This is a genomic window from Pseudomonas sp. Tof1 (assembly GCF_055390395.1).
In genome coordinates this window covers 1,610,140-1,635,553 of record NZ_AP024344.1, presented here as the reverse complement: position 1 = coordinate 1,635,553, position 25,414 = coordinate 1,610,140, and the positions used below count along the sequence as shown (strand labels likewise).

At 64.0% G+C, this 25,414-nt stretch carries 21 protein-coding genes and 1 pseudogene; 10 read left to right on the top strand and 12 right to left on the bottom strand.

Going from position 1 to position 25,414, the window contains the following annotated elements:
* Positions 1 to 6: 6 nt before the first annotated feature.
* A complete protein-coding gene (gene argJ, locus ACZ5KU_RS07475; RefSeq protein WP_054063997.1) occupies positions 7 to 1,224 on the bottom strand; it encodes a bifunctional glutamate N-acetyltransferase/amino-acid acetyltransferase ArgJ in 1,218 nt (405 codons plus the stop codon).
* 120 nt (positions 1,225 to 1,344) lie between these two features.
* Positions 1,345 to 4,086 (bottom strand): preprotein translocase subunit SecA, encoded by a 2,742-nt coding sequence (secA, locus tag ACZ5KU_RS07470; protein ID WP_273819271.1) that lies wholly within the window; start codon positions 4,084 to 4,086, stop codon positions 1,345 to 1,347.
* Between the two features lie 308 nt (positions 4,087 to 4,394).
* Here secA and ACZ5KU_RS07465 point away from each other — a divergent pair, with 308 nt between their 5' ends.
* Positions 4,395 to 4,850, top strand: coding sequence for a DUF721 domain-containing protein (locus tag ACZ5KU_RS07465; RefSeq protein ID WP_054061135.1), 456 nt, complete (start codon positions 4,395 to 4,397; stop codon positions 4,848 to 4,850).
* A 4-nt stretch (positions 4,851 to 4,854) separates the two neighbouring features.
* Here ACZ5KU_RS07465 and ACZ5KU_RS07460 read toward each other — a convergent pair whose 3' ends face one another.
* The 3 genes from ACZ5KU_RS07460 to purU form a co-directional block, all read right to left on the bottom strand.
* Positions 4,855 to 6,342: a helicase HerA-like domain-containing protein gene (locus tag ACZ5KU_RS07460; protein WP_464736979.1), complete on the bottom strand. Its 1,488-nt coding sequence runs from the start codon at positions 6,340 to 6,342 to the stop codon at positions 4,855 to 4,857.
* A 227-nt stretch (positions 6,343 to 6,569) separates the two neighbouring features.
* The gene (locus ACZ5KU_RS07455; protein WP_192842815.1) at positions 6,570 to 6,746 is read right to left on the bottom strand and encodes a hypothetical protein; all 177 of its coding nucleotides are present in this window, start codon (positions 6,744 to 6,746) and stop codon (positions 6,570 to 6,572) included.
* 41 nt (positions 6,747 to 6,787) lie between these two features.
* A complete protein-coding gene (gene purU / locus ACZ5KU_RS07450; RefSeq protein WP_054061143.1) occupies positions 6,788 to 7,636 on the bottom strand; it encodes a formyltetrahydrofolate deformylase in 849 nt (282 codons plus the stop codon).
* 328 nt (positions 7,637 to 7,964) lie between these two features.
* Here purU and mvaT point away from each other — a divergent pair, with 328 nt between their 5' ends.
* The gene (mvaT, locus tag ACZ5KU_RS07445; protein WP_054061133.1) at positions 7,965 to 8,342 is read left to right on the top strand and encodes a histone-like nucleoid-structuring protein MvaT; all 378 of its coding nucleotides are present in this window, start codon (positions 7,965 to 7,967) and stop codon (positions 8,340 to 8,342) included.
* A gap of 92 nt (positions 8,343 to 8,434) precedes the next feature.
* Here mvaT and sbcB read toward each other — a convergent pair.
* A pseudogene (sbcB, locus tag ACZ5KU_RS07440) lies at positions 8,435 to 9,870 on the bottom strand (exodeoxyribonuclease I).
* A gap of 162 nt (positions 9,871 to 10,032) precedes the next feature.
* Between sbcB and ACZ5KU_RS07435 the strand changes: the two are divergent.
* From ACZ5KU_RS07435 to ACZ5KU_RS07410, 6 genes are read left to right on the top strand one after another with little or no spacing between them, the layout of a single operon-like run.
* The gene (locus tag ACZ5KU_RS07435; RefSeq protein WP_054064103.1) at positions 10,033 to 10,758 is read left to right on the top strand and encodes an RDD family protein; all 726 of its coding nucleotides are present in this window, start codon (positions 10,033 to 10,035) and stop codon (positions 10,756 to 10,758) included.
* Complete coding sequence (locus ACZ5KU_RS07430; RefSeq protein WP_464736978.1) at positions 10,755 to 11,735, top strand: stage II sporulation protein M; 981 nt, start codon at positions 10,755 to 10,757, stop codon at positions 11,733 to 11,735. Before ACZ5KU_RS07435 ends, ACZ5KU_RS07430 begins: the two co-directional genes overlap by 4 nt.
* Positions 11,722 to 13,254, top strand: coding sequence for a DUF4129 domain-containing protein (locus ACZ5KU_RS07425; RefSeq protein WP_464736977.1), 1,533 nt, complete (start codon positions 11,722 to 11,724; stop codon positions 13,252 to 13,254). Before ACZ5KU_RS07430 ends, ACZ5KU_RS07425 begins: the two co-directional genes overlap by 14 nt.
* Complete coding sequence (locus ACZ5KU_RS07420; protein WP_464736976.1) at positions 13,251 to 14,414, top strand: DUF4350 domain-containing protein; 1,164 nt, start codon at positions 13,251 to 13,253, stop codon at positions 14,412 to 14,414. The genes ACZ5KU_RS07425 and ACZ5KU_RS07420 overlap by 4 nt, the downstream gene beginning before the upstream one ends.
* Positions 14,411 to 15,427 (top strand): AAA family ATPase, encoded by a 1,017-nt coding sequence (locus ACZ5KU_RS07415; RefSeq protein ID WP_054063990.1) that lies wholly within the window; start codon positions 14,411 to 14,413, stop codon positions 15,425 to 15,427. The genes ACZ5KU_RS07420 and ACZ5KU_RS07415 overlap by 4 nt, the downstream gene beginning before the upstream one ends.
* Before the next feature lie 13 nt (positions 15,428 to 15,440).
* Positions 15,441 to 16,772 (top strand): DUF58 domain-containing protein, encoded by a 1,332-nt coding sequence (locus tag ACZ5KU_RS07410; protein ID WP_416772208.1) that lies wholly within the window; start codon positions 15,441 to 15,443, stop codon positions 16,770 to 16,772.
* A 181-nt stretch (positions 16,773 to 16,953) separates the two neighbouring features.
* Here the strand turns inward: ACZ5KU_RS07410 and ACZ5KU_RS07405 are convergent, their stop codons facing one another.
* Both ACZ5KU_RS07405 and ACZ5KU_RS07400 read right to left on the bottom strand, forming a co-directional pair.
* Positions 16,954 to 17,313: a PilZ domain-containing protein gene (locus ACZ5KU_RS07405; RefSeq protein ID WP_054057269.1), complete on the bottom strand. Its 360-nt coding sequence runs from the start codon at positions 17,311 to 17,313 to the stop codon at positions 16,954 to 16,956.
* 225 nt (positions 17,314 to 17,538) lie between these two features.
* A complete protein-coding gene (locus ACZ5KU_RS07400; RefSeq protein ID WP_054057268.1) occupies positions 17,539 to 17,913 on the bottom strand; it encodes a tetratricopeptide repeat protein in 375 nt (124 codons plus the stop codon).
* Positions 17,914 to 18,085: 172 nt separating this feature from the next.
* Between ACZ5KU_RS07400 and pyk the strand changes: the two genes are divergently transcribed.
* Positions 18,086 to 19,537: a pyruvate kinase gene (pyk, locus tag ACZ5KU_RS07395; RefSeq protein ID WP_054057267.1), complete on the top strand. Its 1,452-nt coding sequence runs from the start codon at positions 18,086 to 18,088 to the stop codon at positions 19,535 to 19,537.
* Between the two features lie 171 nt (positions 19,538 to 19,708).
* On the opposite strand, the gene ACZ5KU_RS07390 is transcribed toward pyk, so the two are convergent.
* The 3 genes from ACZ5KU_RS07390 to ACZ5KU_RS07380 are packed head-to-tail and all read right to left on the bottom strand — an operon-like array spanning position 19,709 to position 22,555.
* Entirely contained in the window at positions 19,709 to 20,458 is a 750-nt protein-coding gene (locus tag ACZ5KU_RS07390) for an enoyl-CoA hydratase-related protein (protein WP_054057266.1), read from the bottom strand.
* Positions 20,459 to 20,517: 59 nt separating this feature from the next.
* Complete coding sequence (locus tag ACZ5KU_RS07385; protein WP_054057265.1) at positions 20,518 to 21,456, bottom strand: iron-sulfur-binding ferredoxin reductase; 939 nt, start codon at positions 21,454 to 21,456, stop codon at positions 20,518 to 20,520.
* Entirely contained in the window at positions 21,449 to 22,555 is a 1,107-nt protein-coding gene (locus tag ACZ5KU_RS07380; RefSeq protein ID WP_054057264.1) for a GGDEF domain-containing protein, read from the bottom strand. The genes ACZ5KU_RS07385 and ACZ5KU_RS07380 overlap by 8 nt, the downstream gene beginning before the upstream one ends.
* A gap of 330 nt (positions 22,556 to 22,885) precedes the next feature.
* Between ACZ5KU_RS07380 and ACZ5KU_RS07375 the strand changes: the two genes are divergently transcribed.
* The gene (locus ACZ5KU_RS07375; RefSeq protein WP_464736975.1) at positions 22,886 to 24,409 is read left to right on the top strand and encodes a fumarate hydratase; all 1,524 of its coding nucleotides are present in this window, start codon (positions 22,886 to 22,888) and stop codon (positions 24,407 to 24,409) included.
* Between the two features lie 78 nt (positions 24,410 to 24,487).
* On the opposite strand, the gene ACZ5KU_RS07370 is transcribed toward ACZ5KU_RS07375, so the two are convergent.
* Positions 24,488 to 25,402, bottom strand: coding sequence for a LysR substrate-binding domain-containing protein (locus ACZ5KU_RS07370; protein WP_054063987.1), 915 nt, complete (start codon positions 25,400 to 25,402; stop codon positions 24,488 to 24,490).
* Positions 25,403 to 25,414 lie beyond the last annotated feature (12 nt).

Sequence of the window (25,414 nt, the reverse complement as noted above, 5' to 3'; positions counted from 1 at the left end):
GGGTACTTACGTACGGTATTCCGCGTTGATCTTCACGTATTCGTGGGACAGATCGGTGGTCCAGATGGTTTCGCTGCAGTCACCGCGGCCCAACTCGATGCGGATGGTGATTTCTTCACGGGACATGACCGCCGCCCCCTGCTCCTCGGTGTAGGTCGCGGCACGAGCGCCACGGCTGGCGATGCACACTTCGCCCAGGAACACGTCGATCTTGCTCACGTCCAGGTTCGGTACGCCGGCACGCCCCACCGCCGCCAGGATACGACCCCAGTTCGGGTCGGAAGCGAACAGCGCGGTCTTGATCAGTGGCGAGTGAGCCACGGTGTAACCGACATCCAGGCATTCCTGGTGGGTGCCGCCACCGTTGACTTCGACAGTGACGAACTTGGTTGCACCTTCACCATCGCGAACGATGGCCTGGGCCACTTCCATGCAGACTTCGAACACCGCCTGTTTCAGCGCGGCGAACAGCGGGCCGCTGGCTTCGGTGATTTCCGGCAGGTTGGCCTGACCGGTGGCGATGAGCATGCAGCAGTCGTTGGTCGAGGTGTCGCCATCGATGGTGATGCGGTTGAACGACTTGTTGGCGCCGTCGAGCATCAGGTTCTGCAGGACTTCGCGGGAAACCTTGGCATCGGTGGCGATGTAGCCGAGCATGGTCGCCATGTTCGGGCGAATCATCCCGGCGCCCTTGCTGATGCCGGTCACGGTGACAGTCACGCCGTCATGCTGGAACTGGCGGCTGGCGCCCTTGGGCAGAGTATCGGTGGTCATGATGCCGGTGGCGGCAGCGGCCCAGTTGTCCACGGACAGGTCGTCCAGGGCCGCCTGCAAGGCACCCTCGATCTTCTCGACCGGCAGCGGCTCGCCAATCACCCCGGTGGAGTACGGCAGCACGGCCTCGGCATCGACACCCGCCAGCTCGGCCAGCTTGGCACAGGTGCGCGCGGCAGCGGCCAGGCCGGGCTCACCGGTGCCGGCGTTGGCGTTGCCGGTGTTGGTCAGCAGGTAACGTACCGTGCCCTGCACGCGCTGCCTGGCCAGGATCACCGGCGCCGCGCAGAAGGCATTGAGGGTGAACACGCCAGCCACCGTGGAACCTTCGGCACAACGCATCACGACCACGTCCTTGCGCCCGGGGCGCTTGATTCCGGCCGAGGCGATACCGAGTTCAAAACCGGCGACCGGGTGCAACGTTGGCAAAGGACCAAGACCAACAGCCATGAATGCGCTCCTCTCAAGGTGATATGCACTGTCGCCACAACGGACAGTGTTTCAAATGGAAAAACGCCGCGACGGCTGATGCCGGTCGCGGCGCGGGTGTTTCAGTGTCCGGCAGAAACCTTAGTTGATCTGGCCGTGACAGTGTTTGTACTTCTTGCCCGAACCGCAGTAGCACAGTTCGTTGCGGCCCAGTTTCTGTTCGTTGCGTACCGGTGCGGTGGCCAGGGCGACATCGACCTCTTCACCCTGCTGCTCGGCTTCCGACGCTTCCAGGCCAGGCGCCTCGGCGTGCTGGAACTGCATGCGCTGGGCCAGTGCCTCGGCTTCGCGACGCAGGCGGGCTTCCTCTTCGGCCGGATCTTCGCGGCGCACCTGAACGTGGGAGAGCACGCGGATCGAGTCGCGCTTGATCGAGTCCAGCAGTTCGGAGAACAGGGTGAACGACTCGCGCTTGTACTCCTGCTTCGGGTTCTTCTGCGCATAACCGCGCAGGTGGATACCATGACGCAGGTGGTCCATGGTCGACAGGTGGTCTTTCCACAGGTCGTCCAGCACACGCAGCACGATCTGCTTCTCGAAGGTGCGCAGGGCTTCGGCGCCGGCCTGATCTTCCTTCTCGTTGTACGCCGCCAGCAACTCGTTGAGCAGCTTCTCGCGCAGGGTTTCCTCGTACAGGTGATCGTCTTCGTCGAGCCATTGCTGGATCGGCAGCTTCACGCCGAAATCGCTCTCGATGGCCGATTCCAGGCCCGCCACATCCCACTGCTCGGGCAGCGACTGTGGAGGAATATGGGCGCTGACGGTGGCGTTGAGCACGTCCTGGCGGAAGTCGGCGATGGTTTCGCCGATATTGTCGGCAGCCAGCAACGTGTTACGCATGTGATAGATCACTTTACGCTGTTCGTTGTTGACGTCGTCGAACTCGAGCAGTTGCTTGCGGATATCGAAGTTGCGGCCTTCGACCTTGCGCTGGGCCTTCTCGATGGCGTTGGTCACCATGCGGTGCTCGATCGCCTCGCCCGGCTGCATGCCCAGGGCCTTCATGAAGTTCTTCACCCGATCGGAGGCGAAGATACGCATCAGGCTGTCTTCCAGGGACAGGTAGAAGCGGCTGGAACCGGCGTCGCCCTGGCGACCGGCACGACCGCGCAACTGGTTGTCGATACGCCGCGATTCGTGACGCTCGGAAGCGATCACCTGCAGGCCACCCGCCTCGAGCACCTGCTGGTGGCGCTTCTGCCAATCAGCCTTGATCTGCGCGATCTGCTCCGGTGTCGGGTTTTCCAGGGAGGCGACTTCGACTTCCCAGTTGCCGCCCAACAGGATGTCGGTACCACGACCGGCCATGTTGGTGGCGATGGTCAGCGCGCCCGGACGACCGGCCTGGGCAATGATTTCCGCTTCCTTCTCGTGGAACTTGGCGTTCAGGACCTTGTGCTCGATGCCCTTCTGCTTGAGCAGGTTGGACATGTGCTCGGAGGTCTCGATGGTCGCGGTACCCACCAGCACCGGACGGCCCTGCTTGAGGGACTCCTCGATGTCGGCAATGATCGCCGCGTACTTCTCTTCGGCAGTCAGGAACACAAGGTCGTTGTAGTCCTTGCGCGCCAGCGGCTTGTTCGGCGGGATCACCATCACCGACAGACCGTAGATCTGATGGAACTCGAACGCTTCGGTGTCGGCGGTACCGGTCATGCCGGACAGCTTGGTATAGAGACGGAAGTAGTTCTGGAAGGTGGTCGAAGCCAAGGTCTGGCTTTCGGCCTGGATGTTCAGGTTTTCCTTCGCTTCGATGGCCTGGTGCAGGCCCTCGGACAGGCGGCGGCCCGGCATGGTACGACCGGTGTGCTCGTCGACCAGGACCACCTGGCCATCCTGCACGATGTACTCGACGTTGCGGTGGAACAGCTTGTGCGCACGCAGGCCGGCATAGACGTGGGTCAACAGGCCCAGGTTGTGCGCCGAGTACAGGCTCTCGCCCTCGGCCAGCAGGCCGACCTGGGTGAGCATTTCCTCGATGTACTGGTGACCGGCCTCGTTCAGTTCGACCTGGCGGGTCTTCTCGTCGATGGTGAAATGACCTTCCTGGGTCACCACGCCCTCGACTTCCTCGACGTGCTGGGTCAGTCGCGGGATCAGCTTGTTGATCTCGGTGTACAACCGCGAGCTGTCTTCGGCCTGGCCGGAAATGATCAGCGGGGTACGGGCTTCGTCGATCAGGATGGAGTCGACTTCGTCGATCACGGCGAAGTTCAGCTCGCGCTGGAACTTCTCTTCCATGCTGAACGCCATGTTGTCGCGCAGGTAGTCGAAACCGAATTCATTGTTGGTGCCGTAGGTGATGTCGGCGGCGTAGGCGGCACGCTTCTCTTCCGGCGGCTGGAACGGGGTGACGACCCCCACCGTCAGGCCGAGGAATTCATACAACGGACGCATCCAGTTGGCGTCGCGGCGAGCCAGGTAGTCGTTCACCGTCACCACGTGCACGCCCTTGCCGGACAGTGCGTTGAGGTAAACACCCAGGGTTGCCACCAGGGTTTTACCCTCACCGGTACGCATTTCCGCGATCTTGCCTTCGTGCAAGGTCATGCCGCCGATCAACTGCACGTCGAAGTGGCGCATGCCCATGACACGCTTGCCGGCCTCACGGGCAACGGCGAAAGCCTCCGGCAGGATCTTGTCGAGGGTTTCACCTTGGGCTATGCGGGCCTTGAACTCTCCGGTCTTGGCGCGCAACTGCTCGTCCGAAAGGGCCACCATTTGCTCTTCGAAGGCATTGACGATCTGTACCGTCTTGAGCATGCGTTTGACTTCACGCTCGTTCTTGCTTCCAAAAAGTTTCTTTAACAAAGGCGCAAACATATCGGCAGGTTCTTCCACACATAGGGATGGAGGGCGGCCCCAAGAGTCGCCCGAGCAGCCCTCATGGCCGCATGCGAACGAGTATTCTACCCGGAAACGGTGGTGAGAAAAGTGGCGTTATTCCACGATACTGGCACAGCGCTTTTACGGGGCCACTCTAAAATAGGGTCTTTTTCCCGAACTTCAAGCCATCAAGCCCGGAACTTGGGTGCAGACTTTAGGGGCAAAGCCGGCCCGCATCAATGGGGACCGGCTGTGCAGGCGGTTTCTGCTACCATGGCGGCTCTGTTACCTAAGGTGTCCAAATCATGGCATTTCGCCCTCTCCCGGCCCGGGCGCCCGCCGTCCTGCTTCGCGAAGCCAAGCCGCTGAAGGCGATTTTCGGCCACGCCCAGCGCCTCGCGCACCTGCAGCGACTGGTGGAAACCCAGTTGCAGCCGGCTGCCCGCGAGCACTGTCACGTGGCGTCGTGGCGTGAAGGCACCCTGTTGCTGATCGTCACCGACGGGCACTGGGCGACCCGCCTGCGCTACCAGCAGAAGCGTCTGCAACGGCAGTTGCAGGCCTTCGACGTGTTCAGCGGGCTGATCCGTATCCTGTTCAAGGTGCAACCACCGACCGTCCAGCAGGGCGCCGCCGGTCACACCCTGGACCTCTCCGCCAACGCGGCGCAAACCATCCAGGAGACGGCCGAGGGCATCAGCGACCCGAAACTGCGCGCCGCCCTCGAACGCCTGGCCAGCCACGCCCGCCCCAAGGCCTGAGTCGTCAGCGCCGCTTGCTGCCGCCGAGCAGCGAGCCCATCAAGCCGCGCACCAGTTGTCGCCCCAACTGATTGGCGGCCTGACGCACGGCGGACTTGAGCGCCTGCCCGGCCACCGACCCGAGAAACTCGCCCGCCTTGTCCGCCAGGCTCGGGTCTTCGCCAGCCGGCTTGTCAATGGGAGACACAGGCTCCGCCCCCAGCGTGTTGCGAGCCAGGAGGATTTCATAGGCCGACTCACGATCGATGGGCCGGTCATATCGACCGAGCAGCGGCGAGCCGGCGATCAGCGCCGCTCGCTCGGCCCCGTTCAACGGGCCTATCCGCGACTGTGGCGGCGCGATCAAGACGCGCTGGACCATGGCCGGCGTGCCCTTGTCCTGCAAGGTTCCCACCAGCGCTTCGCCGATCCCCAGTTCCGTCAGCACCGACAAGGCATCGAACGCCGGATTGGGACGAAAGCCCTCGGCAACGGCCCGCAACGACTTCTGTTCCCGCGCGGTGAAGGCACGCAAGCCATGCTGGATACGCAAACCCAACTGCGCCAGGATGCTGTCGGGCAGATCACCCGGCGACTGGGTGACGAAGAATACCCCGACCCCCTTCGAGCGAATCAGCCGGACAACCTGCTCCAGGCGGTCCTGCAGGGCTTTGGGGGTTCCGGCGAACAGCAGGTGCGCTTCGTCGAAAAACAGTGCTAGCAGCGGCTTGTCGGCATCGCCACGCTCGGGCAACTGCTCGAACAATTCCGCCAGCAGCCACAACAGGAAGGTCGCATAGACCTTGGGCGCCTCATGCACCAGACGGCTGGCATCGAGCAGATGAATCCGCCCACGACCGTCGCCGGCCGGCTGCAGGATATCCTCCAGTTGCAGGGCCGGCTCACCGAACAAGGCCTCGGCGCCCTGCTGCTCCAGGGTGGCCAGGCGCCGCAGCAACGCCTGGCTGGAGCCGGTGGTCATCAGGGCCGCGTCCTCACCCAGCAGTTGCGGATGCTCCTTGAGATGATTGAGCAGGGCCTTGAGGTCCTTCAGGTCCAGCAACAGCAAGCCTTCGCGATCGGCCACCTTGAAGGCGGCGTACAATGCCGACTGCTGGCTGTCCGTCAGTTCCAGCAAGGCACCGATCAGCAGCGGCCCCATCTCGCTCAGGGTTGTACGCAACGGATGACCGGACTGCCCGTGGATATCCCACAAGGTCAGTGGGTAACCCCCAGCCTTATAGTCGAGCCAGGGCATGCCGGCGATCCGTTCGGCAATCTTGCCCTGGGGGTTGCCCGCAGCCCCGAGGCCACAGAGATCGCCCTTGATATCCGCTGCGAACACCGCAACGCCAGCCTCGCTGAACGCCTCCGCGAGGCGCTGCAGGGTGACGGTCTTGCCGGTTCCGGTCGCACCGGCGATCAGACCGTGGCGATTGCCCAGGCGCAAGGCCTGGCCGACGGCGAGACCATCGGGGCCGGCGCCGAACACAAGCTGCGAAGCATCATTCATGTCATCTCCCCCAATCGATTCTTGAGCCTGCCCAACTGAAAACGAGGGGATCGATCCGCAAACGCTCGACAGCACGAACCGCACGTCCCCTGGGGAGCAGAGGCCTTATCAGCTTAGGCTCAATCCGGCTCGGCGCACGCAACCTTCTATCGCATGCCTGGCCACTGGAATCCTGAGCTCAGCATCGGGCTCGGTAGGGGGATATCGGAAAGGGAACAGGCCTGGGCTCAGGATGCGGGCTTGTCGGTTGCAGGGGCTTCCTGCATCTGCCGCCAGAGTTCGGCGGCACCGGGAAACTCGGTGCCGTCCTCGCTGCTCATGGCCTCGGGGTCGTAACGGCTGAGGCAGCCTTCACCGAGGGTCGGCGGTGCCTTGGAGGTGGCCTTGTCGAGTGGGTCGCCCATGATCAAACCTCCAGGCCCGCCAGCGGGCTATCAAACGGCTATCAGAACACCACGGTCTTGTTGCCGTGCACCAGCACACGGTCTTCCAGGTGGTAACGAAGGCCACGGGCCAGCACCATCTTCTCGACATCGCGGCCGAAACGCACCATGTCTTCGATACTATCACTGTGGCTGACCCGAACCACGTCCTGCTCGATGATCGGGCCGGCGTCCAGCTCTTCGGTCACGTAGTGGCAGGTCGCGCCGATCAGCTTCACCCCACGCATCGAGGCCTGGTGGTAGGGCTTGGCACCGACGAACGACGGCAGGAAGCTGTGGTGGATGTTGATCACCTGGTGAGCATACTCCTGGCACAACTGCGGCGGCAGGATCTGCATGTAGCGCGCCAACACCACCACATCGGCTTCATGGTGCTTGACCAGGCGCGAGACTTCGGCGAACGCCGGCGCCTTGTCCTGCGGATTCACCGGCACGTGGTAGTAGGGGATACCGTGCCATTCGACCATGCTGCGCAGGTCGTCGTGGTTGGAGATCACGCAGGCGATATCGCAGTCCAGCTCGTCGCTGTGCCAGCGGTGCAGCAGGTCGGCCAGGCAGTGGGACTCGCGGCTGGCCATCAGCACCACGCGTTTCTTCTGCTCGGTGTCGGTGATACGCCAGGTCATGGAAAACTCTTCGGCGATCGGCGCAAACGCCTCGCGGAAAGCCTCCAGGCCGAACGGCAGGCTGTCGGCACGAATTTCGTGACGCATGAAGAACCAGCCGCTCTGATTATCGGAATGATGGCTCGCTTCGGTGATCCAGCCGTTGTAGGACGCCAGGAAATTACTGACTTTGGCAACGATGCCAACGCGGTCGGGGCAAGCGATCACCAGCCGGAAAGTGCGCATGAGGGGGAAACTCCAGAACTTCGCAAAGGCGGCCATTCTAGCGATTGCGCGGCAAAACTGCAGTATTCCTTGCAAGAGCACACCGGCCGGGCCTCACCGGACGCATACAGCTACAGACCCCGTGGCAATTCCGATAGTTCAGCCCTCCCACGCGCCAGACTATTTTCAGGGGAGCCGGGCACAACATCTAACTGGCACACATCGGCAATCGACAAAGTTTAAAGTATCAAATGCAACAAACATTCTCTTACTTGTTTACTTAGGCAAATTGTCTGACTACTATTACAGCACTGTCCCTGTCATACACGAATCACATAAGGTAGTCCTCATGTCCCTGATCAACAAATATCGCGCCACTGAAGAAGCTATCAAAGAACTGCAAGCGCAGATGGCTGCGATGGAAAAAGACGGCGCCCTGAAAAAGGAAATGGAGTTCGAAGAGCAACTGCGCGCCCTGCTGGCCAAGTACGGCAAGTCGCTGCGCGACTGCCAACTGATCCTCGACCCACACGCCAAGGAAAAAGCCCCACGTGGCGGCGCGGTCAAAACTACCGGTACCAAGCGTGCGCGCAAGGTCAAGCAGTACAAGAACCCGCACAACGGCGAAGTCATCGAAACCAAAGGTGGCAACCACAAGACTCTGAAAGAGTGGAAAGCCAAGTGGGGTGGTGACGTGGTTGAAAGCTGGGCCACTCTGCTGGGCTAAGCGAAAGACCCGTCGTAGAGCCTCGCGCTCCGTCAGAAAAACGCCAGCTTGCTGGCGTTTTTTTATTGACTCGTTTTCCCCTGCCGGCCTGTTCAGTCCAGCGAGACGTTAAAACGAGCGCACAAATACTGTGCATGATGCTGCCATTCGTCGAGCACTTTTGCCTGCTCCGCCGTGGCATTGGAAAAACTGCTGGCGAGTGCCTGCCGAAATTGCTCCAGGGTATTCGGCGCGCCCCGGCTGGCGTCACTCAGGCGCTCTCGGCAAAACCTCTGCCAGCGCTGTTGCTCTTCTTCACTCAAGCTCCCGGGAAAGTTGCGCGCGCGATAACGGAAAAGTAATTCAGGCAAGCGCTCATCATCGAAAGGCCACTGATCGCGAGCCAGTTGCTCGGGCCCGGAATTGCGGACTTGTTCACATAAACGACGATCCCGGTCACCGAGAAAACCGTCGTATAACTGCTGCTCCGGGTCCTCGCTGGGCGTGAAATCCTCGGCCGCGTAAATCGCCTGGACTTTATCCCGCCAAACTTCCTGTGCGGCATTCAGTCGCAGGCTCCGGGATTCATAAAGCGCCATATCCAGTTGCAGGCGCTGCCGGTCCGGCTCGCGCAAAACATTCATCGGCGCCACTACCGGGCAGCGATTGACATGAATCAACTTGAGCGGTACCGGCAATTGCCCCTCGGCCATGTCCTCGCGGCGGGTATAAAGATGTCGACGCAACGACTCGGCATCGAGGTCCAGCAGCGGCTGCGGATCCTCATGCAGGTCACAGACGATCAATGCGTTGCGGTTGCGTGGATGCCAGGCCAGCGGCAGAACCACCCCCAGGTAGCTGCGGGCGGCGGAAAAACGCCCGGAGATATGCACCATGGGCTGCAACAGGCGAATCTGATCGAGCACACGCTGCTTGCTGCGCAACTGGAACAGCCAGTCATACAGCCGCGGCTGCCTTTCCCGGATCAGCCGGGCCAGGGCGATGGTCGCCCGCACATCGGAGAGGGCCTCGTGGGCATGACCATGGTCGATGCCGTTGGCCGCGGTCAGCCGCTCCAGCCTGAGGGTCACCCGCCCGTCCTCCTGCGGCCAGACGATCCCCTCCGGACGCAGCGCATAGGCGGTACGCACCACGTCGATCAGATCCCAGCGGCTGTTGCCCCCCTGCCATTCGCGGGCATAAGGATCGAAGAAATTCCGATACAGGCTGTAGCGGGTCACCTCATCGTCGAAACGCAGGGTGTTGTAGCCGGCGCCGCAGGTCCCCGGCCGCGCCAGTTGGGCGTGCACCCGTGTCATGAAATCGGCCTCGTCCAGGCCCTGGCTGGCCAGCAGGCCGGGGTGATACCGGTAATCAGGCAGGCCGCCGGATGAGGCAGGATGTCCTCGCTGGGCCGGCAATAGAGGTTGACCGGTTCATCGATCTCGTTGAGCTCGGCATCGGTACGGATGCCTGCCACCTGCAGGGCGCGATCGTTGCGCGGATTGATCCCGGTGGTTTCGTAGTCGTACCAGAAGATGGAGGTCACGGCGGATTCCTGAACAAAAGACTGCAGCAGTCTAGGCGCTCGACCGTCCGCTGGGCCAGACGCACGGCACAACTTATCCATACAAGCGATTGCAGGGCCGCGCAGCAAGAGTTCAGTTGCGCAGCCCGCCAGCGCTGGCTAGGATCGGCCCACATGCCGATCATGTGCCAGACTTCACGCCTGACAAGGAATGCACCGCTGCCAACGCCACTGGACACCCGTCACCAGGTCGAAACCCCGGAGGGTATCGACCTGCCCCTGCGCCCGGCCGGCCTGCCGGCGCGGGCGGTCGCCTTCGCCATCGACCTGGGCGTACGTGGCGTGATCCTCGGGGTGCTGCTGTCGGTCCTGGCGCTGCTGGACAAGCTGGGCGCCGGACTCGGCTCGATCCTGCTGTTCCTGGTCAGTTGGTGGTACATGGTGCTGTTCGAAGTGCTCAACCAGGGCCGTTCGCCCGGCAAGCAACTGATGGGGCTGCGGGTGGTGCACGACGACGGTACGCCCATCGGCTGGTCCGCCTCGCTGACCCGCAACCTGCTGCGCTTCGTCGACATGCTGCCGTTCGGCTACTGCCTGGGCGCACTCAGTTGCCTGCAGCACCCGGCGTTCAAGCGCCTCGGTGACCTGGCCGGCGGCACCCTGGTGATCTACCGCGAACAGGCGTTGAAACGCCCCAGCCTGCCTGATGCCATGCCACGCACCGCGGCATTCGCCCTGCGCCTGCACGAGCAGCGGGCCCTGCTGAGCTTTGCCGAGCGCCAGGGCGAACTGTCCGCCGAGCGGGTCGAGGAACTGGCCAGCCTGCTGGCCCCGGTACTGCGGGTGCCACCGTCGCTGGCGGTGAGCGAGCTGAACGGCATTGCCCGCGGCCTGTTGGGGCCGACATGAAACAGGGTCTGTTCGAAAGCCGCCACCAGCCCGAGTGGCAACGTTTCGGCGAGCTGCTCGAGCAACTCGAGCGCGGCAAGGCCAAGACCGATGCGAGCACGGAGTTTCCCACAGCCTATCGGCGGCTGTGCCATCAACTGGCCCTGGCCCGGGAACGCGGCTACAGCAGTCACCTGGTCGACCCGCTGCAGCAACTGGCCCTGCGCGGGCACCAGCAACTCTACCGGCATCGCAGCCGCCTGGGCGGCCAGTTGCTGGGCTTCGTCCTTGCCGATTTTCCCCGACTGGTGCGCCAGCAATGGCCGTTCGTCCTGGCGGCCTGCCTGCTGTTCTTCGGCAGCCTGCTGCTGACCGGCGTACTGGTCTACCTGTTCCCGGACCTGGTCTATAGCGTCGTCAGCCCGCAGCAGGTCGCCGACATGCAGAGCATGTACGATCCCGACGCCAGCCGACTGGGTCGCACCGCCGCCCGGGCCTCCAGCGAGGACTGGGCGATGTTCGGCTACTACATCATGAACAACATCGGCATTGCCTTCCAGACCTTCGCCGGCGGCCTGCTGTTCGGCCTCGGCAGCCTGTTCTTCCTGCTGTTCAATGGCCTGACGATCGGCGCAGTGGCCGGCCACCTGACCCAGATCGGTTTCGGTCAGACCTTCTGGTCCTTCGTCATCGGCCATGGTGCCTTCGAGCTGACCGCCATCGCCCTGGCCGGCGCTGCCGGGCTGCAACTGGGCTGGTCGCTGCTGGCGCCAGGCCGCCTGCCCCGCGGCGAAGCCCTGCGCCTGGCGGCGAAAAGCAGTATTCGCCTGGTTGCCGGGGTCATCCTGTTCCTGCTGATCGCCGCCTTCATCGAAGCCTACTGGTCCTCCCTGACCCGGCCGACGAACACGGTGAAGTACCTGGTGGGCGGCGGCCTGTGGCTGCTGGTCGGCGGCTATCTGCTCTGCGCCGGACGGAACCGCCATGCGCCTGACTGACGCCAGCGTCGCGATCCGCCCGCGCAGCACCTGGGAGGCCATGGACCTGGGCATCCTGCTCGCACGGCAACACCGTGGCCTGCTGATGATCAGTTGGGCGATCGTCACCCTGCCGGTCTTCGCCCTGCTCAGCCTGCTGTTCTGGGAACACCCGTCGATTGCCCTACTGCTGTTCTGGTGGCTCAAGCCGGCCTTCGAACGCTTGCCGCTGCACATCCTGTCCAGGGCGCTGTTCGGCGACACCCCGACTTTGAAACAGGCGCTGCAGGCCTGGCCCCGACTGCTCAAGCCGCAACTGCTGGCGAGCCTGACCTGGCGCCGCCTGAGCATGAGCCGCAGCTTCACCCTGCCCGTGCAGCAGCTCGAAGGGCTCGGCGGCGAGGCCCGCCAGCAACGCCTGCGCGTCCTGCTGCCCCAGGCGAGCCGTGGCGCCCACTGGCTGACGCTGATCGGCGTGCATCTGGAAACGGTGCTGTGGATCGGCTGCATGGCACTCTTCTATCTCTTGCTGCCGCGCCAGGTCGAACTCGACTGGGACTGGCAGAAAGTGGTGTTCGCCGCCCAATTCGACTGGTGGTGGCTGGAGCACCTGACCAATCTGTTCTACGCCCTGGTGCTGATTGCCTGGGAGCCGGTCTACGTCGCCTGCGGCTTCAGCCTCTACCTGAACCGGCGCACCGTGCTGGAGGCCTGGGACATCGAGCTGATCTTCCGCCAACTGCGCCAGCGACTGGCACCGGCCATTGCCAGCCTGATGATCGGCGGCCTGCTGCTGATCGGCAGTCCGAGCCCGAGCCTGGCCGCCGAACCGCCAGCACCGAACAGTCCGCGCCTGCTGCAACAACCGCTGAGCAGTCAGCAGGCCCATGACTCGATCACCCGGTTGCTGGACGCGCCCCCTTTCAGGAACCGGGAAACCATCACCCGCTGGCGATTGGCGCAACCTCCCGAAGAACCACACCCCAAGGCGGCTCCCGGCTGGCTGCAGAGCCTGCTTGGCCTGCTCGACAGCCACACTTTCGGCCGACTCGCCGATGGCCTGTCGGTGCTGCTCTGGGGCACGGTATTCGGCCTGACCGCCTGGCTGCTCTGGCGTTACCGCGACTGGCTGCAGACCTTCGTCAGCCGCCGCCCGAAGCCACCGGCCAAACCACGGGGCGATGCCCCGGCGCAGTTGTTCGGTCTCGAACTGGGCGTCGACAGCCTGCCCGAGGACATCGCCGCCAGCGCCGAAGCGCTCTGGCCCTGCCAGCCACGCGAGGCCATGAGCCTGCTCTATCGCGGCCTGCTGAGCCGCCTGCTGCATGATTTCCAACTGCCGCTGAAAAGCGCCGACACCGAGGGCCAGGTCCTGGCACGGGTCGCGCAACTGCAGCAACCGGCACTCCAGGCCTTCAGCCAGCAACTCACCGACCACTGGCAGAATCTCGCCTACGGCCACCACCTGCCGCCGCCTCACCTGCAACAGCAGTTGTGCAACGGCTGGCGCGTGCTGTTCGGCCCGCAGGTGCGCCCATGAAGCGCCGCTCCTGGTTGCTCGGCACCGGACTGATCGGCGGCCTGCTGCTCGGCCTGGGCCTGTACGTCTATCACCGGGTGGAACCCCATGAGGTGGTCATCGACCATGGCCCCTCGCCCGAGGCCCGCGCCTATCCCTATCTCGCCGCGGAAAGCTTTCTGCGCGAGCGGGGTCTCGCGGTCAGCCATGCCAACGATCTGCGCATCCTGCCGGACCTCGAGCCGCGCCACCACACCCTGATGCTGCTGGGCGATCGCTCGGACATGACCCCACGCCAGGCCGACCAGGTGCTCAACTGGGCACGGGCCGGCGGACGCCTGCTGTTCGTCGCCCAAGCGCTGTGGGACCCGAAACTGGGACGCAGCGGTGACCTGCTGCTGGACCGTGTGCAACTGCGCCAGACCCTGAGCCGGGACCTCAAGGGCGACGGACCGGAACCCGAAGACCCGTACTACCCGAAACTGACCCGCATGTACCTTGAGGATGAAGAAGCCCCCGCCTACTTCAGCTTCGACACCGCCTTCCATCTGTCCGATCCGAAGAACCTGGTGCAATCCTGGGCCAACAGCGCCACCTCCACCCATCTGATGCAGATGAATTACGGCCTGGGCTCGGTCACCGTACTGACCGACGCCGAACTCTGGACCAACGCCGCCATCGGCCGCTACGACAACGCCTGGCTGCTCTGGTACCTGGCTCAGGACAGTGCCGTCACCCTGCTGTTCAACACCGCCCACGACAGTCTCTTCAGCCTGCTGCTGCGCTACTTCCCCCAGGCGCTGACGGCCCTCGCCGCGCTGATTGCCTTGTGGCTGTGGCATGTCGGCCTGCGTCATGGCCCCTTGCAGGCGCCGGCACCGAAAGCTCGTCGACAATTGCAGGAACACCTGCGGGCCAGCGCCGACTTCCTGTTGCGCCGCAGTGGCCAGCAGGCGTTGCTGCGGGTCCTGCAACAGGACATCCTGCGCCGTGCCCGCAGGCGCCACCCCGGTTTCGAACGACTGGCCGTCGCCGACCAGTGGCAGGTGCTCGCCCGCCTGACCCGCCAACCCACCAGCGCCATCAGCCAGGCCTTGCGCCCGCGGCCGAAACAGCGGCTGTCCAGCGCCGACTTCAGCCGCCAGGTCGCCCACCTGCAAACTCTCAGGAATGCCCTATGAGCGAACATCCAACGGAACCGTCGACCCCGGTCGACGCCGAAGCCCATGCCCTGCAGCAGCGCCACCGCGCCAGCCAACTGGTCCAGGCCGTGCGCCATGAGCTGCGCAAGGCCCTGATCGGCCAGGACGCGGTGATCGACGATGTGCTCACCGCGCTGATCGCCGGTGGCCACGTCCTGCTCGAAGGCGTTCCCGGACTCGGCAAGACCCTGCTGGTGCGCGCACTGGCCCGCTGTTTCGGCGGCGAGTTCGCGCGCATCCAGTTCACCCCGGACCTGATGCCCAGCGACGTCACCGGCCACGCGGTCTACGACCTGCAGACCGAACAGTTCAAGCTGCGCAAGGGGCCGCTGTTCACCAACCTGCTGCTGGCGGACGAGATCAACCGGGCCCCGGCGAAAACCCAGGCGGCGTTGCTCGAAGCCATGCAGGAGCGCCAGGTCACCCTGGAGGGACGCGCACTGCCCATCGCCCAGCCGTTCATGGTGCTGGCGACGCAGAACCCGATCGAACAGGAAGGCACCTACCCGTTGCCCGAGGCCGAACTGGACCGTTTCATGCTCAAGCTGCGCATGGACTACCCCGATGCCGAGCAGGAACTGGAGATGGTCCGCCAGGTCGCCCGCTCGACCAGGGCCGACATGCTCGACGTGCAGCCGCTGCGCACCGTGCTGCAGGCCAAGGACGTGCTGGTCGTGCAACGTATTGCCAGCGACCTGCCGCTGGACGGGCAGGTCCTCGACTATGCCGTGCGCCTGGCCCGCGCCACCCGCAGCTGGCCCGGCCTGACCCTTGGCGCCGGCCCCCGCGCCTCGATCGCCCTGGTGCGCGGCGCCCGTGCCCGCGCCCTGTTGCGCGGTGGCGAGTTCGTGATCCCGGACGATGTGAAGGGCTGTGCCCTGGCCGTCTTGCGCCATCGGGTGCGTATCGCTGCGGAACTGGACATAGAAGGCCTGTCGGTCGAACAGGTGCTGCGGCAACTGCTCGACCAGGTCCCGGCACCACGCCTGTGAGCAGGCACCCGCGATGAAACCGTCACGACTGCTGCTGACCTGGCTGGGCGTGCTGCTCGGGCTCGGCATCCTGCTCGGCTCGCTCAAGGCACTCGCCGTCGAACTGCCGGAAAGTCTCGACTCGATTGGCTGGGGACTGCTGCTGGCGCTGTTGCTGCTGGCTTCGCTCGATGCCGCGCGGCTGCGGCGCCTGCCGTCACCACGCCTGTTACGGCAGGTACCCGGCAGCCTGGCGCTGGGTCGCTGGGGCGAGATCCGCATCGAGCTGCAGCACGATTATCCGCAGGCACTGCGGCTGCAGGTCTTCGACCACGTCCCCGAGGGCCTGGGCTTCGAGCACCTGCCGCAGTCCATCGTCCTGCGGCCGGGGGAAAAGGGCGAGCTGGGCTACCGCGTGCGCCCCGTACGCCGTGGGCATTTCACCTTCGAACGCTGCGAAATCCAGCTGCCGAGCCCGCTGGGGCTCTGGTCCGGGCGGCGTTATCTGGCGCTCGATGACGCCACCCGGGTCTACCCGGATTTCGCCCGCCTCTACGGCGCACGCCTGCTGGCGGTGGACAACTGGCTCAGCCAGCTCGGGGTGCGCCAACGCCAGCGCCGCGGACTGGGCCTGGAATTCAATCAGTTGCGCGAATTCCGCGAGGGTGACAGCCTGCGCCAGATCGACTGGAAGGCCACCGCCCGGCAACGCACGCCGATTGCCCGCGAATATCAGGATGAGCGCGATCAGCAGATCATCTTCATGCTCGATTGCGGCCGCCGGATGCGCAGCCAGGATGGCGAACTGGCGCATTTCGACCACGCGCTCAATGCCTGCCTGCTGCTCAGCCATGTCGCCTTGCGCCAGGGCGATGCGGTCGGCCTGAGCACCTTTGCCGGCGACCAGCCGCGCTTCCTCGCGCCGGTCAAGGGCCAGGGCCAGCTCAACCTGCTGCTCAATGCCGTCTACGACCTGGACAGCAGCCAGCGCCCGGCGGATTACCAGGCGGCGGTGAGTCAGGTCCTGGCCCGACAGAAACGCCGGGCTCTGGTGGTGCTGATCACCAACCTGCGTGATGAGGACGACGAGGAGTTGCTGACGGCGGTCAAGCGCCTGGGTCGCCAGCATCGCGTGCTGGTGGCCAGCCTGCGCGAGGAAATCCTCGACCAGCTATGCCAGAACCCGGTGCAGACGCTGGACGAGGCCCTCGCCTACTGCGGCACGGTCGATTACCTCAATGCCCGCGCCCACCTGCATGAGCGGCTGAACGCTCACGGCGTACCGGTGCTCGATGCCCGCCCGGGCGAGCTCGGTGCCGAACTGGTCAGCCGCTATCTGAGCTGGAAAAAGGCCGGCACCCTCTAGGCTATGTACGAGATCGCTTGAAACTTGGTTATGCGGCGTTAAAAACCGGCTCGGAATGCTCATTGACAACCAGTCAAGTCGGGCGCGACCCCGGGCGTTCCTCGCCGGTTTTTGCCTTGCCTAACCTGCGTTTCAAACAATTTCGTACACAGCCTAAGGCCGGGCCTGGGCATCGAGGCCACTAGGCCGAGGCCTCCAACGGATAGAAGCTGAAGTAGTGCTGCAACGCCTCCACCAGCTTGTAATACGCCTCGGGCGGCTCGTGCAGAACGAAACCGGAGTCGTAATAACACGGCGTCGCCTCTTCATGCGACCACAGGCATCGGGCGTTCAGGTCAATGAGCTGAACAGTGTCGTCGGGACCGGGAAGTTTCAATTGCAGTTCGAAGTCGGCATTCACCAGCAATGGCAACTGGCTGATCAACATCAGCCCCTTGTCGGAAACATTGCCCAGATAGCCAATGGGCCTGTCGGTGAAACGGTTGAACACCCTGAGGAAGTACGGCAATTGGTGCCGCTCGATTCGACGCTCGGTAGGCATGTTGATAATCGCTATACAAGACCATTCAGCATGGCCGCGCTAGTGCTTCGGAGCAGGACTGGCCGCCCCGCTCTCCCTTGGCCTCGGCGCGACGACAGCCCTGTGCTGCGTCACAAACCTCTACCGAGCCATGGTTTTCAACTCAAACGAATTGATAAAACTGAAACCATACACCCGAACTTTAGCTGAAAGCTGGCAGAGAGCCAGTTCATATTTCATTTGTCATCACAACGGTGCCGGCCGCGGCTGGGCGGGCACGGCCGCGTCAGTATGCCCCAGCTGGCGCAACGTCTCCAGGCGGGCCTGGGCGCGGTAGGCATACTCGCTGTACGGGTACTGGGTAATGATGAAACGATAGGTCTGCACCGCATCGACGAACAGTTTCTGGCGTTCCAGGCACTGGCCGCGCAACATCGAGACTTCCGGCTGCACATAAGGCCGGGTACGGCTTTCGCGATCCACCTGGGACAACTGCAGCATCACGTCTTCACAGTTGCCACGATCGTAGGACCGATAGGCATTGTTCAGGTGGCTGTTCATCGACCAGCGGGTGCAACCGACGACACTGGCTGCCAAGACTAAAACGAGCAAAATGCGCATGGGTATCTCCTGTTCTTGGCAGTGTATCGACCCGTTGGCGAAAATCTTCAGCATGTTCGCCAAACAACATATCCGAAAAAAACTTCTTCGCTGAAAAGTAGTGCAAATGAACAATGACTACAGCACGGGACCATAGTAGCCTCTTGTTGCGCTTGAACTCAGGAGTCTCTGCATGTCCGTTCGTCGTACAAAAATCGTCGCCACACTGGGCCCGGCCAGCAACTCGCCGGAAGTTCTGGAACAGCTGATCCTGGCTGGCCTGGACGTCGCCCGCCTGAACTTTTCCCACGGCACCCCCGACGAGCACAAGGCTCGCGCCAAGCTGGTCCGCGATCTCGCCGCCAAGCACGGGCGCTTCGTCGCGCTCCTGGGTGACCTGCAGGGTCCCAAGATCCGTATCGCCAAATTCGCCAACAAGCGTATCGAGCTCAAGATCGGTGATCAATTCACCTTCTCCACCAGCCATCCGCTGACCGAAGGCAACCAGCAGGTCGTCGGCATCGACTACCCGGACCTGGTCAAGGACTGCGGTGTAGGTGACGAACTGCTGCTCGACGACGGTCGCGTGGTCATGCGCGTCGATACCGCCACCGACACCGAACTGCGTTGCATCGTCACCGTCGGTGGCCCGCTGTCGGACCACAAGGGTATCAACCGTCGTGGCGGTGGCCTGACCGCTCCGGCCCTGACCGACAAGGACAAGGCCGACATCAAGCTGGCTGCCGAAATGGAAGTGGATTACCTCGCGGTGTCCTTCCCCCGTGACGCCGCCGACATGGAATACGCCCGCAAGCTGCGCGACGAAGCCGGCGGTACCGCCTGGCTGGTGGCGAAGATCGAGCGTGCCGAAGCCGTGGCCGACGACGAGACCCTCGACGGTCTGATCCAGGCCAGCGACGCGGTCATGGTTGCTCGTGGCGACCTCGGCGTGGAAATCGGCGACGCCGAGCTGGTGGGCATCCAGAAGAAGATCATCCTGCACGCACGCCGCCACAACAAGGCGGTGATCGTCGCGACCCAGATGATGGAGTCGATGATCCAGAACCCGATGCCGACCCGCGCCGAAGTGTCCGACGTTGCCAACGCCGTGCTGGACTACACCGACGCCGTCATGCTGTCGGCCGAGAGTGCCGCCGGTGCCTATCCGCTCGAAGCGGTACAGGCCATGGCGCGTATCTGTGCCGGTGCGGAAAAGCACCCGACCAGCAAGACCTCCAGCCACCGCATCGGCAAGGTATTCGAACGCTGCGACCAGAGCATCGCCCTGGCGGCCATGTACACGGCCAACCACTTCCCGGGCGTCAAGGCGATCATCGCCCTGACCGAAAGCGGCTACACGCCGTTGATCATGTCGCGGATCCGTTCCTCCGTACCGATCTACGCGTTCTCCCCGCACCGTGAAACCCAGGCGCGCGCGGCGTTGTTCCGGGGTGTCTACACCGTACCGTTCGATCCGGCATCGCTGCCGCCCGAGCAGGTCAGCCAGGCGGCGGTCGACGAGCTGCTCAAGCGCGGCGTGGTCGAACAGGGCGACTGGGTGATCCTGACCAAGGGCGACAGCTACCACACCATCGGTGGCACCAACGGCATGAAGATCCTGCACGTCGGCGACCCGCTGGTCTGATTGACCTCTCGCTGCACCAAAGCCTCGCCGCATTCTGCCGCGAGGCTTTTTAATGCCTGGAAAATGACGCACTGCAGGCTTTTGCTATTTCTCCTGTGCTGCCGATCCTGATCGGGTCTCATGCAGCCCAGGCGTCAGGCAGAACTGACCAGGCAAGGCCGGCACCCGGCTTCAGCGCCTGGCCAGGAATCCCGAAAGCGCTGCAATCGCTTCAGGCGAACGCAGGCGCTGGACGAACAGCTTGCCCTCGGCCTCCACCACCTGGCGCAACTGCTCGCGATCCGGTGACTTCATCAACGCCTTGCTGACCTGCACCGCCGACGGCGCCAACTGCTCGAAACGCAAGGCGGCTTCCCTGGCCTTGAGCAAGGCCTCGGCCCCGCTCGGCAAGGCCGCCGTCGCCAGCCCCCAGGCCGCCGCCTGTTCCCCGCTGAAACCTTCGCCCAGCAGCAGCAACTCGGCAGCCTTGGCATGCCCGACCAGGCGTGGCAACAGCAGGCTGGAACCGAACTCGGGGCACAGCCCGAGATTGACGAAGGGCATGCGCAAGCGGGCATCGGCGCTGACATAGACCAGATCGCAATGCAGCAGCAGGGTCGTGCCGATCCCCACTGCGGGCCCTGCCACGGCAGCGACCACCGGCTTGCGGCAATCGAGCAGGTTGCGCATGAAATGGAAGACCGGGCTGTCGAGATCGCTGGGCGGCTCCTCGAGGAAGTCGGCGATATCGTTGCCACTGGTGAAGCACTCGTCGCTACCACGAATCAGCACCGCCCTGACCGCCGGGTCCTCGTCGGCCAGTTGCAGGGCCTGGCCCAATTGACCGTACATGGCTCGGGTCAGGGCATTCTTCTTGTCGGCACGGTTCAGGCGCAGGGTCAGCAGGCCACCTTCGCGCTCTATCACAATCGCGTCAGTCATCTCGGCTCTCTTGTCATGGGCTCCACGTTCGCGCAAAGCAGGTTCCGCCCAACAGGGACTCAACCACGTGGCAGGAACACATCCGCCAACAGCTGGTTGCGCGGCAATCCGGCCAGGTACAGACGCCGGGCAAAGGCCTCGACACTGCTGGGGGCACCACAGAGTAGAGCCAGGGTCTGTCGGGAGACAAGCCGCAGTTTGGCCAGAAACTCCGGCAGTTCGGCAGCACTCAGGCATTCGACCGTGAGAGGGGCGTGGCTTGCCGCCAGCGCGGTCAGTTCGGCAGCCAGGTAGTGCTCAGTGCTGTCATGGGCCAGGTGCACCAGACGAATCGGTCCCTCATGCCCCTGGCGCAACGCCTCGCGCAGTACGCCCCACAATGGCCCCAGGCCGGTACCGGCCGCCAGCAGCCAGAGCGGCCTGGCGTGCCAGTCGGGATCGTAGTGCAGGGCACCACCACGCAACTCGCCCAGACGAATCGCCTCTCCCTGGCTGAACCCCCGGGCCGCATCGCAGAACTCGCCGGGCTGACGGCAATCGAGGTGGAACTCCAGGCAGCGATCCTCCTGCGGCAGGCTCGCCAGCGAGTAGGGACGTGCCACCCCCTGCGCCGTCCACAATACCAGATGCTGGCCGGCGCGATAACGCAAAGGCCGCTCCGGCAGGACGCGCAGACGCAATACCGTCGGGCTCACCCAGTCGAGCCCGGCAATATGGGCCAGGGCACCGTCGCGCAGCGGGTCGAACACTTCCAGGCACAAGTCCTCATGCACCTGGCACTGACAGGCCAGGCGCCAGCCACGTTCACGCTGCTCGGCCCCCAGGGCATCGGGCTGACGGTCCTGCGGCTCGCCCTGCAGGCAGTGCACCAGGCAGGCATGGCAACTCCCGGCACGGCAGCTGTAGGGAACCCTGACGCCGGCCTGGTTCAGGGCATCGAGCAGATTGCTGCCCGCCGCCACCGACCAGGCCCGCTCACCGACCCGCAACTCAGGCATCGCTGAACTCCCAGGCGGCACAACAACGATTGCGCCCATCCCGCTTGGCGCGATAGAGCGCCTGGTCGGCGCTCTGCAGGGCATCGTCGAGATCGTCGTCCTCACTGACCAGGGTCATGCCCACCGACAGGCTCAGGTTGCCGACCGCCAGTCCGACCAGTTCGACCTGGGTGAAGGCCAGGCGCAGGCGCTCGCAACAGGCCGTCAGACGGTCGGGATCGGCATTGGGCAGCAGCAGCACGAATTCTTCGCCACCGTAGCGCGCCAGCACATCACCCTCGCGCACGCAGGCCCCGGCCACCCCGGCAAAGGCCTGCAACACCTGGTCGCCGGCCGCATGCCCGTGCACATCATTGATGCGCTTGAAATGATCGAGATCGATCAGCGCCAGGCCATGCACCGTGCCCGGCTCCATCAACTCCAGCTCACGGGACGCCAGGCGCAGGAAATGCCGTCGGTTGTACAGGCCGGTCAGTTCGTCGGTGGCCACCAGGTCTTCCAGCTGGCGCATCATGCCGCGCAAGGTGTCCTGGTGAGCCTGCAGGGCGAACCGCCGCTGGCGCATGCGCAGGCGCGAGGCCTGCACGTAGCTCGCATACAGGCACAACCAGGCCAGCACCACGAACAGCACACCGACCTGCAAGGCCGCCAGCCCAGGGTCGGGCAGGCGGAACTGGTAGCCCTCCCAGAGGTTGAGCGCGGCAAAGCTGAAAAACACCAGCACCGCGCAACGCACGAATTTGCGACGCGGCAGATGAAACAGCCCGAACAGCAGAATCAGCGGGTAGAACACCAGGAAAGTGCCCCGGGCCTGCTCGAGGTTGGCCATCATCCAGGTTTGCCAGGCCAGCCCCAGCAATACCTGGAACTCGGTCAGGCTGGGATCGCGAAAACGCAGGTTGCGGCCGCTGAAGAACAGCCAGCCGAGCACACCCTGGCTGGCGACCACCAGGCCGGTGGTGACCAGGCCCTGGGTCACGCTGGCCCGGTAGTAACCGGCAAAAATCGCCGCCCAGACCAATAGCAATGCCAGCCCGTAGGTAGCGGCAGCCAGGGCGAAACGTTTGCGTAGAAGACTCTGTATGGCTTTATGGGTCAATCTATGACTCACCGTGCGCTGAGGGCTCATGGGACATCCTTCCCGTACAGGCCACTTGCCACTCTAGTGATCCGGATCAAAAATAACCATTCAATTTTCATAACTTGTACAGTTCTTGCTGTACCTGGACGCACGTGCCGATCCCCCACCCGACCATGGTTTGACCACTGACGGATGTGTCCGGCTGCTGGCCGGGTTATACTGCCGCGCCGTTTTTGTGCCGGCCCCGCGTGCCCGGCCCGCCTCAAAAGATGTTTTCGACAGACCAGATGCAAAAAGGTCGCAAACACCTTACTTAAATGTTCCCGTCTTCATAGAGGAGCGCGACCCATGACCGTGATCAAGCAAGACGACCTGATACAGAGCGTTGCTGACGCCCTTCAGTTCATTTCCTACTACCATCCCGTGGATTTCATCCAGGCCATGCATGAGGCCTACCTGCGGGAAGAGTCGCCAGCCGCCCGTGACTCCATGGCGCAGATCCTGATCAATTCGCGCATGTGCGCCACCGGCCACCGGCCGATCTGCCAGGACACCGGTATTGTCACCGTGTTCGTCCGCGTCGGCATGGACGTGCGCTGGGATGGCGCCACCATGAGCCTGGACGACATGATCAACGAAGGCGTGCGTCGCGCTTACAACCTGCCGGAAAACGTCCTGCGCGCCTCGATCCTGGCCGACCCGGCCGGCAGCCGCAAGAACACCAAGGACAACACCCCCGCGGTCATCCACTACTCCATCGTCCCGGGCAACACCGTGGAAGTGGACGTCGCGGCCAAGGGCGGCGGCTCCGAGAACAAGTCGAAGATGGCCATGCTCAACCCGTCCGACTCGATCGTCGACTGGGTGCTCAAGACCGTTCCGACCATGGGCGCCGGCTGGTGCCCACCGGGCATGCTCGGCATCGGCATCGGCGGTACCGCCGAGAAGGCCGCGGTGATGGCCAAGGAAGTGTTGATGGAAGCCATCGACATCCACGAACTCAAGGCCCGCGGTCCGCAGAACCGCATCGAGGAACTGCGCCTGGAACTGTTCGAGAAGGTCAACCAGCTGGGCATCGGCGCCCAGGGCCTGGGCGGCCTGACCACCGTGCTCGACGTGAAGATCATGGACTACCCGACCCACGCCGCCTCTCTGCCGGTGTGCATGATCCCCAACTGTGCCGCCACCCGTCACGCGCACTTCGTGCTCGACGGTTCCGGCCCGGCCGCCCTGGAAGCGCCTCCGCTGGACGCCTACCCGGAAATCGTCTGGGAAGCCGGCCCGTCGGCTCGTCGCGTCAACCTCGACACCCTGACGCCGGAAGAAGTGCAAAGCTGGAAACCGGGCGAAACCGTGCTGCTCAACGGCAAGATGCTCACCGGTCGCGACGCCGCGCACAAGCGCATGGTCGAAATGCTCAACAAGGGCGAAACCCTGCCGGTGGACCTCAAGGGCCGCTTCATCTACTACGTCGGCCCGGTTGATCCGGTGCGCGAGGAAGTCGTCGGCCCAGCCGGTCCGACCACCGCCACCCGCATGGACAAGTTCACCCGGCAGATCCTCGAGCAGACCGGCCTGCTGGGCATGATCGGCAAGTCCGAGCGTGGCCCGACCGCCATCGAGGCGATCAAGGAGCACAAGGCCGTCTACCTGATGGCCGTGGGTGGCGCCGCCTACCTGGTGGCCCAGGCGATCAAGAAGTCCAAGGTCGTCGCCTTTGCCGAACTGGGCATGGAAGCGATCTACGAGTTCGAGGTCAAGGACATGCCGGTGACCGTCGCCGTCGATGCCAAGGGCGAGTCGGTGCACATCACCGGCCCGGCGATCTGGCAGAAGAAGATCAGCGACAGCCTGGCGGTGGAAGTGCAGTAAGCGCTTTCGCTACAGGTGCAGTGGCAGATGCGAAAACGGCCCGGTTGATCCGGGCCGTTTTTTTTGCCCGCAAGAACCTCAGCCGGACACCTGCACAACCGCCTGCATCTGCTCCCGCAGCCACTTCAGCGCCGGGTCCCCTTCCCGACGCTGATGCCAGACAAAGATGAAATCGAACGCCGGAATCTCGAACGGCGGCGGCAAAACCACCAGCCGCTGTTGATCGATCGCCCGCAGGTTGCGCGAGGCCACGGTCAGGATCAGGTCCGTCCCGGCGATCAGTCCCGGCGCCACGCTCCAGTGCGGCAGGCTGATCGCCACCCGACGCCGCTGGTGGATCGCGCTCAGCGCCCGTTCGATTTCCGCGGTGCCGCTGCCACGCATTTCCAGCAACACATGGGGCCGTGCCAGATACGCCTGAAGCCCCAGCCCCTCCTCCCCCGCCACACTCTCCCGGTCCACCAGGCAGGCATAGCGCTCGCGAAACAGATGGACGCTGCGCAGTTGCGGCGACAGGTCGGGAAAGACTCCCGCCGCCGCATCGATATCGCCATTGAGCAGCAACTCCAGCATGCCTTCGCGACTGGCCTGGGTGATCTGCAGGTCGATGCCCGGCGCCTGGCTACGCAGCACCGGCACCAGCCCCGGCAAGAGCATCGCCGCACCGTAATCCGACATGGCCAGGCGAAAGGTACGGCGGGCCGAGGCCGGATCGAATCCCGGCGGCGCCAGCAGGTCCTGCACCCGTTCCAGGGTATCGCGCAGCGGCTGGGCCAACGCCAAGGCCCGTGCCGTCGGCACCAGCGTGCCACCGACCCGCACCAGCAGCGGGTCGCCGAGCAGGTCGCGCAGGCGAGCCAGGGCATGGCTGACCGCCGGCTGGCTCAAGTGCAGGCGCTGGGCAGCCCGGGTGACATGCTGCTCGGTGAGCAGCGCATCGAGAATCACCAGCAGGTTGAGATCGATACGACGAAGATCATTCATCTCGTGCATGTTCAGGATACT

Excerpts from the sequence above, each read along its gene's own strand:
- argJ (WP_054063997.1), bottom strand. The coding sequence starts at position 1,224 with ATGGCTGTTGGTCTTGGTCCTTTGCCAACGTTGCACCCGGTCGCCGGT.
- secA (WP_273819271.1), bottom strand. The coding sequence starts at position 4,086 with ATGTTTGCGCCTTTGTTAAAGAAACTTTTTGGAAGCAAGAACGAGCGT.
- ACZ5KU_RS07465 (WP_054061135.1), top strand. The coding sequence starts at position 4,395 with ATGGCATTTCGCCCTCTCCCGGCCCGGGCGCCCGCCGTCCTGCTTCGC.
- ACZ5KU_RS07460 (WP_464736979.1), bottom strand. The coding sequence starts at position 6,342 with ATGAATGATGCTTCGCAGCTTGTGTTCGGCGCCGGCCCCGATGGTCTC.
- ACZ5KU_RS07455 (WP_192842815.1), bottom strand. The coding sequence starts at position 6,746 with ATGGGCGACCCACTCGACAAGGCCACCTCCAAGGCACCGCCGACCCTC.
- purU (WP_054061143.1), bottom strand. The coding sequence starts at position 7,636 with ATGCGCACTTTCCGGCTGGTGATCGCTTGCCCCGACCGCGTTGGCATC.
- mvaT (WP_054061133.1), top strand. The coding sequence starts at position 7,965 with ATGTCCCTGATCAACAAATATCGCGCCACTGAAGAAGCTATCAAAGAA.
- ACZ5KU_RS07435 (WP_054064103.1), top strand. The coding sequence starts at position 10,033 with ATGTGCCAGACTTCACGCCTGACAAGGAATGCACCGCTGCCAACGCCA.
- ACZ5KU_RS07430 (WP_464736978.1), top strand. The coding sequence starts at position 10,755 with ATGAAACAGGGTCTGTTCGAAAGCCGCCACCAGCCCGAGTGGCAACGT.
- ACZ5KU_RS07425 (WP_464736977.1), top strand. The coding sequence starts at position 11,722 with ATGCGCCTGACTGACGCCAGCGTCGCGATCCGCCCGCGCAGCACCTGG.
- ACZ5KU_RS07420 (WP_464736976.1), top strand. The coding sequence starts at position 13,251 with ATGAAGCGCCGCTCCTGGTTGCTCGGCACCGGACTGATCGGCGGCCTG.
- ACZ5KU_RS07415 (WP_054063990.1), top strand. The coding sequence starts at position 14,411 with ATGAGCGAACATCCAACGGAACCGTCGACCCCGGTCGACGCCGAAGCC.
- ACZ5KU_RS07410 (WP_416772208.1), top strand. The coding sequence starts at position 15,441 with ATGAAACCGTCACGACTGCTGCTGACCTGGCTGGGCGTGCTGCTCGGG.
- ACZ5KU_RS07405 (WP_054057269.1), bottom strand. The coding sequence starts at position 17,313 with ATGCCTACCGAGCGTCGAATCGAGCGGCACCAATTGCCGTACTTCCTC.
- ACZ5KU_RS07400 (WP_054057268.1), bottom strand. The coding sequence starts at position 17,913 with ATGCGCATTTTGCTCGTTTTAGTCTTGGCAGCCAGTGTCGTCGGTTGC.
- pyk (WP_054057267.1), top strand. The coding sequence starts at position 18,086 with ATGTCCGTTCGTCGTACAAAAATCGTCGCCACACTGGGCCCGGCCAGC.
- ACZ5KU_RS07390 (WP_054057266.1), bottom strand. The coding sequence starts at position 20,458 with ATGACTGACGCGATTGTGATAGAGCGCGAAGGTGGCCTGCTGACCCTG.
- ACZ5KU_RS07385 (WP_054057265.1), bottom strand. The coding sequence starts at position 21,456 with ATGCCTGAGTTGCGGGTCGGTGAGCGGGCCTGGTCGGTGGCGGCGGGC.
- ACZ5KU_RS07375 (WP_464736975.1), top strand. The coding sequence starts at position 22,886 with ATGACCGTGATCAAGCAAGACGACCTGATACAGAGCGTTGCTGACGCC.
- ACZ5KU_RS07370 (WP_054063987.1), bottom strand. The coding sequence starts at position 25,402 with ATGCACGAGATGAATGATCTTCGTCGTATCGATCTCAACCTGCTGGTG.